The sequence below is a fragment of the Acidovorax sp. ACV01 genome, assembly GCF_014851495.1.
Taxonomy (GTDB): domain Bacteria; phylum Pseudomonadota; class Gammaproteobacteria; order Burkholderiales; family Burkholderiaceae_C; genus Acidovorax; species Acidovorax radicis.
The window spans coordinates 117,209-127,018 of sequence record NZ_JACUZT010000010.1 but is presented as its reverse complement, the minus strand read 5'-3'; the positions used below and the strand labels follow the sequence as shown (position 1 = coordinate 127,018).

General features: G+C 68.6%; 9 protein-coding genes. 6 read left to right on the top strand and 3 right to left on the bottom strand.

Going from position 1 to position 9,810, the window contains the following annotated elements:
- The first annotated feature begins 10 nt into the window (after positions 1–10).
- From IB243_RS24020 to IB243_RS24000, 5 genes are all read left to right on the top strand, one after another.
- The gene (locus IB243_RS24020) at positions 11–517 is read left to right on the top strand and encodes a hypothetical protein (protein WP_057270406.1); all 507 of its coding nucleotides are present in this window, start codon (positions 11–13) and stop codon (positions 515–517) included.
- Positions 518–844: 327 nt separating this feature from the next.
- Entirely contained in the window at positions 845–2,029 is a 1,185-nt protein-coding gene (locus IB243_RS24015; RefSeq protein ID WP_225585295.1) for a sigma-54-dependent Fis family transcriptional regulator, read from the top strand.
- A 71-nt stretch (positions 2,030–2,100) separates the two neighbouring features.
- Entirely contained in the window at positions 2,101–3,903 is a 1,803-nt protein-coding gene (locus tag IB243_RS24010) for a twin-arginine translocation pathway signal protein (protein WP_192429705.1), read from the top strand.
- A 96-nt stretch (positions 3,904–3,999) separates the two neighbouring features.
- A complete protein-coding gene (locus tag IB243_RS24005; RefSeq protein ID WP_192429704.1) occupies positions 4,000–5,655 on the top strand; it encodes an FAD-dependent oxidoreductase in 1,656 nt (551 codons plus the stop codon).
- Positions 5,652–6,026 (top strand): ferredoxin family protein, encoded by a 375-nt coding sequence (locus tag IB243_RS24000; protein ID WP_010466695.1) that lies wholly within the window; start codon positions 5,652–5,654, stop codon positions 6,024–6,026. The genes IB243_RS24005 and IB243_RS24000 overlap by 4 nt, the downstream gene beginning before the upstream one ends.
- Before the next feature lie 241 nt (positions 6,027–6,267).
- On the opposite strand, the gene IB243_RS23995 is transcribed toward IB243_RS24000, so the two are convergent.
- The 3 genes from IB243_RS23995 to IB243_RS23985 are packed head-to-tail and all read right to left on the bottom strand — an operon-like array spanning position 6,268 to position 9,039.
- Entirely contained in the window at positions 6,268–7,128 is an 861-nt protein-coding gene (locus IB243_RS23995) for an ABC transporter permease (RefSeq protein WP_192429703.1), read from the bottom strand.
- Positions 7,121–8,020: an ABC transporter ATP-binding protein gene (locus IB243_RS23990; RefSeq protein ID WP_192429702.1), complete on the bottom strand. Its 900-nt coding sequence runs from the start codon at positions 8,018–8,020 to the stop codon at positions 7,121–7,123. The genes IB243_RS23995 and IB243_RS23990 overlap by 8 nt, the downstream gene beginning before the upstream one ends.
- The gene (locus tag IB243_RS23985) at positions 8,017–9,039 is read right to left on the bottom strand and encodes an ABC transporter substrate-binding protein (protein WP_056162776.1); all 1,023 of its coding nucleotides are present in this window, start codon (positions 9,037–9,039) and stop codon (positions 8,017–8,019) included. The genes IB243_RS23990 and IB243_RS23985 overlap by 4 nt, the downstream gene beginning before the upstream one ends.
- A gap of 417 nt (positions 9,040–9,456) precedes the next feature.
- On the opposite strand from IB243_RS23985, the gene IB243_RS23980 reads away from it, so the two are divergent.
- Positions 9,457–9,801, top strand: a complete 345-nt coding sequence (locus tag IB243_RS23980; RefSeq protein WP_192429701.1) for a hypothetical protein — start codon at positions 9,457–9,459, stop codon at positions 9,799–9,801.
- Positions 9,802–9,810: the final 9 nt, after the last annotated feature.

The following is a 9,810-nucleotide window of genomic DNA, read 5'->3' as shown; positions in this document are numbered from 1 at the left end:
GCCCATCACCATGAACGCTTCTACTTTCCTCAAGACCTGTACCGCCCTCGCGGCCTCCTCTGTACTGCTGGTGGCCTGCGGCGGCGGCAATGATGACGACCCCACGCCCAGCAACGAACCTGGCGTGCTGACCGTGAGCAGCGCCACGCTCGATGGCCTCAACGGCGTGTATGGCAACGGAACGTTGAACCTCACGAACGTGGACAAGGAAAACCCCGTCGGCTCGGTGCCCGAGTTGTGTGCTTTCCGCTTTGATGGCGCCAACAAGGTAGGCTCTGCGGCGACCGCGTTTGGCGACATTCGCTATCGCCCGGATGCGACGGGTCTGCACCAGGTCTTCCTGACCTTTGACGGCAAGGAATACGCCAGTGGCGAGCCTACCGACACGGCAGTGGTGCGGGAGAGCAATCAGGTGCGCTTCAGTGGCAAGACACTGACGGCCTCCGACGGATCAAACGCCACGCTGCGTGTGACGGGCATCGTCCCCATGCGCCCCAACCGCCCTAGCGGCTGTTAAGCCCTGGGTTCGGCATGGGGTCGGCCCTGGGAATGGGCTGACGGCCTTGCCGCAGTGGGTGCCCCTTTTCTCTCGTGTAGCTTGTCTCCCTCGCCGGTCCCCGCGACCGGATTTGGCCCCGCTGCCCCGGCAGCGAGGGCTTTTTTTACGCCCTCCCGGGAAAGATGTCGGAGTGGTGTGGATGGCCGCCCCGTGGCGCAATGCGACGAGACTGCGCGGTCGCGTGGAGTGGTGTGTGAGGCTGCCGGACCACCGCGCCGGTTTCCTGCATATCCACATGCGAAATCCTGCGTTCGCATGCGGTGAAGAGCGCCTTAGTCTGGCGGCATGTCCAGCCTCTCACCGGCCTCTGCCGCCCCTTCCTCCCACCGCCTGCTCACGCTGCCCGAATCGCCAGCAGGTGGGGCTCCGACCATCCGGGCCAAGGCGCTGCTGTTCCATGACCCGCACTCTGTCCGGTTGCTGGTCCATGTGGACCGCATTGCGCGCAGCGATGCGTCGGTGTTGGTGGTGGGAGAAACCGGCACGGGGAAGGAGCTGATCGCACGCCACATCCATTCCCAGAGTGGCCGGCGGGGGCCGTTTGTGGCGGTCAATTGCGGTGCTTTCAGCGAGTCATTGATCGACGCCGAACTGTTCGGCCACGAGGCCGGGGCCTTCACAGGCGCCACGCAAGCGCGCGCAGGCTGGTTCGAGGCCGCGCAGGGGGGCACGCTGTTTCTGGATGAGATCGGCGACCTGCCCCAGGCGCTGCAGGTCAAGCTGCTGCGCGTGTTGCAGGAGCGCCAGGTTGTGCGCCTGGGCTCGCGCAAACCCGTCACGCTGGATGTGCGCCTCGTTGCGGCTACCAACATCGACCTGGCGCGCGCCGTCCAGGCACAGCATTTCCGTGCAGACCTCTACTACCGGCTCAACGTGGCCTCCGTAGGCTTGCCGCCATTGCGAGAACGGCCCGGCGACATCTTGCCGCTGGCCGAGCATTTCATGGCCCTTTACGCACAGCGCCTTGGGCAGTCACCGGCCCGCTTGTCAGCCGCCGCGCGGCAAGCGCTGCTGTCGTACGCCTGGCCGGGGAACATCCGTGAGCTGGAGAACGTGGTGCACTTTGCGCTGATCGTTGCCCACGTGGGGGTCATTGAGCCTGGCGATCTGAAGCTGGTGTCAACCTTGCAGCCTGCGCCGGGGTTCGCGGGCATGTTCATGCCCGCCCAGGTGCCACCACTGGGTCCGCCGCCCTCCGCGTCGGCCACCGAATCGCTGCAGGCGGCGTTGCAGAGCCTGGTGGAGCGGGGCGCCCCCCGGCTGTACGAATCGGTCGAAGCGGCGCTGGTGCGCTGCGCCTTCGAGCAATCGAATGACAACCAGGTGCAGGCCGCGCGGCTGCTGGGGGTCACGCGCAACACGTTGCGCACCCTGCTCAAACGCCACGGCCTGCTGGCCGAGCCCGCCCACTCTGGCAACCATCGCCCTCTGCCGCTTCAACCGCCCACCCACTTGCGCTACGCACAGTGAAGCTGCGGCGCTTCAGCGCCACGCAACCGCCGCCCAATCCATCCGCCACCACAACAACCCAGGGAGTTTTCATGCATCCATCTGAATCGCAACCCACGGCCTCTACACCGGGCGCTCCACACAACACACCGCGGCGCCACTTCCTGGGCCAGGCGGGCGCAGGGCTGGCGGGCCTGGCCAGTGGCGCCGCTGTGGCTCCCTCCCTCCTGATGGGCAGCGCGGCGGCGCAGGCACAGCAGGCGGGGACTGGCGGTGCGGCTGCCGCAGGCTACGACGCGCAGTTTTTGCGCAGGTCTGAACAATTGCGCATCGACCTCGCGCGCGCCAGTGCGGCCGTGCCGATTCCTCCGCACCCTGTCAACGGTGACGATGCGCTGTACGCCAACAAGATCGGCTCGGACACCCGGGGCCTGCCGCACAACGCCCGGGGCGAGGTGGACCTGCCGGCCTGGAACCTGGCCACGGCTGCGTTCGCATCGCGCGACCCGGCCGACTTTGAAAAGATCGTGCTGGGTGGCACACGCAAGCTGGTCAACCCCATCGGCACCTTGGCGGTGAGCCTGGACGGCCTCAATGCCGCCCAGTTTTCGCTGCCGCCCGCGCCCACCCTGGCGGGCACGCAGCGCGCGGGCGAGGCCGCCGAGATCTACTGGGTGGCGTTGCTGCGCGACGTGCCTTTCAGCGAATTCCAGGACGGCACGCGGCACGCCGATGTGATTGCCGCAGCCGATGAACTCAGCCGCGCGCCGGACTTTCACGGCCCCAAGGTCAACGGCAAGGTGACGCCGCAGACGCTATTCCGCGGCGCGGCGTGGTACGTGGACAGCAACGACCGCACGGGGCGCACTGGCCGTTGGGCTACCCCGCCGGGTGTGACCGACGGGCCTTACATTTCACAGTTTTTGTACCGCGATGTGCCCCTGGGACCCCAAACCTTGTCGGCCCGCATCCGCACCTACACACCGGCCAACGAGTTCCTCACGGGCTATGACGAGTGGCTCAACGTGCAGAACGGCAAGGCCCCCGCCGGGCGCATTGCGTTCGACCCCACGCTGCGCCACATCGCCACCACGCGCGACCTGGCGGCCTACGCGCATGCGGCGGTGGCGTTCAGTTTCGCGGCCAATCAGTTGCTGGGCACGCCGCTGTCGGCGGCGCAGCCGGGCTACGGCGGGCTGTTTGCGGGCGACAAAAGCCTGGCGCCCAGCAATCCGTACCTCAAGCTCAAGACCAGCGGCGGTGCCTCGGGCACCTTCGGCTCGGCCTACTTCCAGTCGGTTCTGTCGCTGGCCACATCGCTGGCCATCCGCGTCAACTACTACCAGAAGTGGTACGAGCAGCGCATCCTGCGCCCCGAGGCTTTTGGCGGGCTGGTGCACCACCGCCTGGCCAACCGGGTCAACGAGTACCCGATCCATGAGTCCTTCCTGGGCTCGCAGGCGCTGGAGCGCAGCCGCGCGAAGAACGGCACCTACCTGCTGTCACAGGTGTACCCGGAGGGCGCGCCCATTCATTCGTCCTACCCCGGCGGCGCGGCCATCATCGCGGCCGTCACCGCCACGCTGCTCAAGGCGTTCTACGACGAATCCCTGGTCATCGCCAACCCGGTGCAGCCCGACCCGAGCGACCCCACGCGGCTCATCCCGTACCAAGGCCCGGCGCTCACCGTGGGGGGCGAGCTCAACAAGCTGGCGCTGAATTACGGCTCGGGCCGCACGGCTGCCGGCATCCACTGGCGCTCGGATGCCGCTGCCGCCTATGCGCAGGGCGAGGCCCTGGTCGTCAGCCTGCTGCGCGAACAAAAGCAGACCTTCCGCGAGCCGTTCGAGGGCTTCTCGTTCACACGCTTCGACGGCACCCGCATCACGATCTGACGCGCCCGCCGCTGCCGTGGTCCGCGTGGCGGGCGCGGCAGCGGCGGTCTGCCGTCGTGCGCTGCCCGTTCTTGTTTCACCCCCTTGGAGTTTTTCATGACTGAAACCTTCGACACCCGCCGCGCCGAGCGCCTGGCGCACCCCACCCACGAAGCCGATGTGCTGGTGATCGGCGGCGGCCCGGCCGGCACCTGGGCCGCCATTGCCGCTGCAGCCCGCGGGGCGCGCGTGATCCTGGTGGACAAGGGCTTTTGCGGCACCTCGGGTGCCACCGCACCCTCGGGCACCGGCACCTGGTGGGTGCCGCCCGACCTGCAGGCCCGCACGGCGGCCAAGGCCCAGCGCGAGGCGCCGGGCGGCTTTCTGGCCAGCCACGAGTGGATGGACCGCGTGCTCGACCAGACCTGGCACAACCTGCAGCAGCTGGCCGACTGGGGCTACCCCTTCCCGGTGGACGATGCGGGCAACGAGCGGCGCAATTCGCTGCAGGGCCCCGAATACATGCGCCTGATGCGCAAGCGGGTGAAGGCGGCGGGCGTGCGCATCCTCGACCACCACCCCGCGCTCGAACTGCTGGTGGATGCCCACGGCCAGGTGCGTGGTGCCACGGGCGTGGCAGAGCCCGGCGACACGCCTTGGGCGGTGCACGCAGGGGCTGTGGTGCTGGCCAGCGGCGGCTGCGCCTTCCTCAGCAAGGCGCTGGGCACCGATGTGCTCACCGGCGATGGGCACCTGATGGCGGCCGAGGCGGGCGCAGCTTTTTCAGGCATGGAGTTTTCGAGCGCCTACGGCCTCGGGCCCACGTTTTCCAGCGTGACCAAATCGCTGTTCTACAACTGGGCGACTTTTCGCGAACCGGGCGGCGCTGTGATTGAAGGCGCGGGCTCGTCGCAAGGCCGCAGCATCATCGCGCGGCGCCTCATCAGCGAGCCGGTGTATGCCGTGCTCGACAAGGCCGACGGCGCGGTGCGCGCGTGGATGCGGCAGGCGCAGCCCAATTTCTTTCTGCCTTTTGACCGCCTGGGCCGGGACCCGTTCACCCAGCCGTTTCCCATCACCCTGCGGTTCGAAGGCACGGTGCGCGGCACGGGTGGACTGCAGTTGCAGGGGCTCGACTGCGCGACCCGCGTGCCGGGGCTGTACGCCTCGGGTGACGTGGCCTCGCGCGAGCCCATCTGCGGAGGCTTCACCGGCGGCGGCAGCCACAACGCTGCCTGGGCCTTGTCCACCGGGTTCTGGTCCGGGGCCGGGGCGGCCGACCACGCACTGGCGCACCGCAGCACGCCTGCCGCCGCGCCGGTGTGGCGTGCGGGGCAGGTGGGGTTGGCGGCGGCGCGCTCGCGCGTCAGCACCGCGACCCCGCAGCGCATTGACCCGCAAGCCCTGGTGGCGGCCGTGCAGGCCGAAGTCTTCCCGCTGGAGCGCAACTGGTTTCGCAGCCGCGATGGGCTGGAGCCTTCGCTGCAGCGCCTGGACGCGCTGTGGACGCTGGCCGAGCGCAGCGCCCCCGCCTTGCCTGAGACCCAGCGGCGCACACGCCAGGCCGTGGCCCTGCTGGCCCACGCGCGCTGGATGTACCAAAGCGCGTTGGCGCGCACCGAGACGCGGGGCATGCACCGGCGCACCGACTATGCCCAGATCGACCCGGCCCAGCAGCACCATCTCGTGGTGGGCGGGCTGCAGCAGGTGTGGGTGGCTCGCCTGCCAGCTGGCCGCGGCGCCTCCACCGAGTGTGAGGTGGCCGCCGCATGATCGAGCTGATTGACGCGGCCCGCTGCACGGGCTGCAACATCTGCGTGGCGGTGTGTCCCACGCGCGTGTTCGATGCGGCCCCTGCCGCGTCGGGCATAGACGCTGCGGGCCTGCCGGCCATCGCGCGGCAGGCGGACTGCCAGACTTGCTTCATGTGTGAGCTGTATTGCCCGGTGGACGCGTTGTACGTGGCGCCGCAGACCGTGCCCCTGGCAACGCTTGCCGAGGCCCAGACCGATGTGAGTCCTGCCGCGCAGTCGGCGGCCCCCCTGTGGGGCAGCTACCGCCGTGCGGTCGGTTGGGATGTGCGCGACGGCAGCACCGCACGGCTGGACCAGAGCTACCACTTGCTGGGCGCCGCGCTGCGCTGAACCCAACGGCAAAAGCGCGCAGCGCCCGCACCCCTGTCGCTGCACCCCAACAAAAAAGGCCACCGCGTTTGCACGCAGTGGCCTTTTTGCTGGGGTGATGTCGATGACTTTCGGGTGAATGCAGCTTTAGAGCGGATAACAAAACTCAGCGAAGCGGTTCTGGCTAGGCGCCGCGTCGCAGGCAGTACGAGTAGTACGACAAGACGCGGCAACGACGCCAGAAGAGTTTTGTTAGCCGCTCTTAGCGCGCCACGCCTTGCCAGGCGGTGAAATGCCGCTCCAGCTTCTGCAGAGCGAAGTTCAGGCTCACGCCAATCGCCGTGATCGCGATGATGCCGAAATACATGTCGCCGATGAGGAAGCTGTACTGCGCGTAGATGATGAGGTAGCCCAGCCCGGCCTTCGCGCCCACCATTTCCGCAGCAATCAGCACCAGCATGGCCGATGCGGCAGCCATGCGGATGCCGACGAAGATCGTGGGCACCGACGCGGGCAGGATGACCTTCACGAACAGCTGGCGCGGCGTGGCGCCCATGGTGCGGGCGGACTTGACCAGCAGCGGGTCTACCTGCCGCACGGCGGCGATGGTGTTGAGCAGCAGCGGCCAGGCGCAGGCATAGACCACGATGGACAGCTTGGACACTTCGCCGATGCCCAGCAGCAGCAGGAACACCGGCAGCAGCGCCAGCGGCGCGGTGTTGCGCAGCAGCTCGATCAGCGGGTTGAGCGCCTGGCCCAGCCGCTGGTACCAGCCGATGGCCAGGCCCAGCGGAATGGCGGCCACGATGGCGATCGACAGGCCGCCGAGCGAGCGCGCCAGGCTGATGGAGGTGTGCTCCCACAGCTGGCCGTTTTGCGCCAGCACCCAGCCCGCAGCCAGCACTTCGGTCAGGGGCGGCAGGAAGGTCGGGTCGGTCAGGCCCAGGCGGGGCGCCAGCTCCCACAGCACGGCCAGCGCCAGCACCAGGCCGGAGCGCCAGGCGCCGTTGGCCACGCGGCGGGCCAGGCGCAACCACAGGGTGGGCAGCGCCTGTGCGGCATGGGGCAGGGCGGTTGCGGGTTGCTGTTGCGCAGCGTGCGCGGGCAGGGCGATGTCAGACATGGTGGGACTCCTTGATCACGGGTTGGGCGGCGATGCGGCTGCGGCGTTCGTGGCGCGCGGACGCGACCTCGTCGTGCAGCAGGCCCCAGATGCGGTGGCGCAGCTCGCCGAACAGCGGCAGCGAGCGGATGTCGTCGGTGTCGGCGCGCAGCGATTCGGGGATGTCCACGATCTCCTTGATGCGGCCGGGGCGGGTGGTCATCACCGCCACGCGCTGGCCCAGCACCACGGCCTCGTCGATGCCGTGGGTGATGAACACGATGGTCTTGCCGGTGCGCTGCCAGATGTCCACCAGCTCTTCCTGCAGCGTCTCGCGGGTCTGCGCGTCCAGCGCGGCAAAGGGCTCGTCCATCAGCAGCACCTGGGGCTCGTAGGCCAGGCTGCGGGCAATCGCCACGCGCTGCTTCATGCCGCCCGAGAGCTCGTGCGGGTAGCGCTGCGCGAAGTCGGACAGCCCCACCAGCTGCAGGTAGTGCGCGGCTTTTTCGCGGCGCTCGCGCTTGCCCAGGCCCGCGACTTCGAGGCCGAAGGCCACGTTGTCCAGTGCGGTGAGCCACGGGAACAGCGCGTACTGCTGGAACACCACGCCCCGGTCCCGCGCAGGGCCGGTGATGGCCTTGCCGTCGATGAGCACCTGGCCGCTGGTGGGTGGCGTCAGGCCCGCGAGCAGGTCGAGCAATGTGGACTTGCCGCAGCCGCTCGGGCCCACCAGCACCAGGAACTCGCCGGGGCGGATGTCGAGCGTCACGTCCTGCACGGCCACAAAGCGCTTGGCCGGGCCTCCGTCGTCGGCGCGCACGGTGAACTCCTTGGTCACATTTTCGAAGCGGATCTTGGCCGGCGCGTTGGTTGCGGCAGTAGCCGTAGTGTGGGGATGAGTGACGCTGGTCATTTGCTGGCCGCCAGTTTGTCCACGCCGCCGTTGGCGTAGGGGTTGAACGCGTTGGTGTACAGGTCGGCGGCCTTGAGCTGGCCGGGCTTGACCACCTCGTCCTTCACCAGCCAGTCCACCCAGATCTGCAGTTCTTTGTCGGTGATGAGGCCACCCTTGCCGGCCACGCCAGTGCTCTTCCAGTACTGGATGGCGTCGGCGGTCTCGGCGCGTTTGCGGCCTTCGATGATCTTGGTGTAGCGCGCCCGCACTTCGGCCGGTGGTGTGTTGCGCGCCCATTCGATGGAGCGGGCCAGGGCCGATACCAGGTGGCGGCTGGTGTTGGGGTTCTGCTCGATAAACTTGTTGTGCAGCACCAGTGCGCCGCCGGTGAAGTTACCGAACAGGTCGCGGTCCTTGAACAGCGGCCGGATACCGCCGCGCTCCAGCGCCTTGTCGCGCAGCACGCCGCCGAGCGTGGAGACTTCGACATGCCCCTGGCGCAGTGCCTGCTCGCCGGTGACGGGCGGCGTGGCCACCAGCGTGACCTGCTTGGCCTCGGCGTTGGTAAGCTTGCCGCGCTCCAGGTACTCGCGCAGCATGAACTCGTGGTGCGCGCCCAGCGTGTTCACCGCCACCTTCTTGCCGATCAGGTCGCGCGGGCCCTTGATGGGGCTGTCGTCCTTCACGTAGTAGCCGTTGTAGGTGTTGTCGTCCGAGCCGTAGTAGCCCAGCACGGCCTTGACCGGCGCCTTCTTGGCCGCGAGCTTGATGATGGCGCCGTAGAAGGCGCCGCCGATGTCCACATCGCCGGTCACCACGGTCTGGATGTCCTGCGGGCCGCTGATGGTGTTGCCCACCCACTTGGATTTGAGCGGGGCGAGGTAGCCGAGGTCTTCGGCCAGTTCGATCCAGACCACCTGGCCGGCCCAGCCCTGGTAGCGGATTTCGGATTTCTCCAGGTTCTGCGCGGCGGCAGGGGCAGCCAGGCCCAGCGCCAGCGCGGAGACCAGCAGGAAGCGTTTCGACAGATCGAGCATGGGGAGTTCCTTCGTTGCAGTGATTCAGTGAGGTGTGCAGTGCAGTGCGTGTGCATTCACTCGGACCGGGCGCCGTTGCCGCGGCCTGAGACCCTGTGCCTTCCGCAACCCGCGTGCCATGGCGTAGAGGCTGCTTATGCGGAAATCGCGCATGGCTCCGGGGCGCTGCGCCTGCCCCGCCTTGCGCTGCGTCGCCTGGGTAAACGCACCTTGCGGCGTTGACGTGTATGGCAGTTGACAGCAGTCGGGGACGCCACGGCGGGGTGCGAGCGCCTGTGCACGGCTGCTGGATTTGCAGCAGGGCGTGTGCGCTTTGGCGCCCATTGCTGAAAAGCCAGCAGCGGCCGCGGGGCGCTGCAAAGCGGCGCAGCGGTGTGGCGGGTGCGCAGGGCGGCGGACGGTCGGCACAATGGCGCGATGACGACCCCACCCTCGCGCCACGCCGTGGTCTGGCTGCAGGCCGACGCGCCGCCCAAGCCGGCCGTGGGCGCGCCCTGCAATGGCTGCGGTTTGTGCTGCCTGGCTGAGCCCTGCCCGCTGGGCATGCTGGTGTCGCGCCGCCGCCATGGCGCCTGCGTGGCGCTGCGGTGGGACGACGCACATGCCCGCTATCTGTGCGGCATGGTGGCGGACCCGGGCGAGGTGACGGGCCTGCACCACCGCTGGCTGACGGCGCCGCTGGCCTGGCTGGCGCGGCGGTGGATTGCGGCGGGCGTAGGGTGTGATGCGGATGTGGCGACGACCGACGTGCCGCGCCCGTGAACTGGGTGG

Excerpts from the sequence above, each read along its gene's own strand:
- IB243_RS24020 (WP_057270406.1), top strand. The coding sequence starts at position 11 with ATGAACGCTTCTACTTTCCTCAAGACCTGTACCGCCCTCGCGGCCTCC.
- IB243_RS24015 (WP_225585295.1), top strand. The coding sequence starts at position 845 with ATGTCCAGCCTCTCACCGGCCTCTGCCGCCCCTTCCTCCCACCGCCTG.
- IB243_RS24010 (WP_192429705.1), top strand. The coding sequence starts at position 2,101 with ATGCATCCATCTGAATCGCAACCCACGGCCTCTACACCGGGCGCTCCA.
- IB243_RS24005 (WP_192429704.1), top strand. The coding sequence starts at position 4,000 with ATGACTGAAACCTTCGACACCCGCCGCGCCGAGCGCCTGGCGCACCCC.
- IB243_RS24000 (WP_010466695.1), top strand. The coding sequence starts at position 5,652 with ATGATCGAGCTGATTGACGCGGCCCGCTGCACGGGCTGCAACATCTGC.
- IB243_RS23995 (WP_192429703.1), bottom strand. The coding sequence starts at position 7,128 with ATGTCTGACATCGCCCTGCCCGCGCACGCTGCGCAACAGCAACCCGCA.
- IB243_RS23990 (WP_192429702.1), bottom strand. The coding sequence starts at position 8,020 with ATGACCAGCGTCACTCATCCCCACACTACGGCTACTGCCGCAACCAAC.
- IB243_RS23985 (WP_056162776.1), bottom strand. The coding sequence starts at position 9,039 with ATGCTCGATCTGTCGAAACGCTTCCTGCTGGTCTCCGCGCTGGCGCTG.
- IB243_RS23980 (WP_192429701.1), top strand. The coding sequence starts at position 9,457 with ATGACGACCCCACCCTCGCGCCACGCCGTGGTCTGGCTGCAGGCCGAC.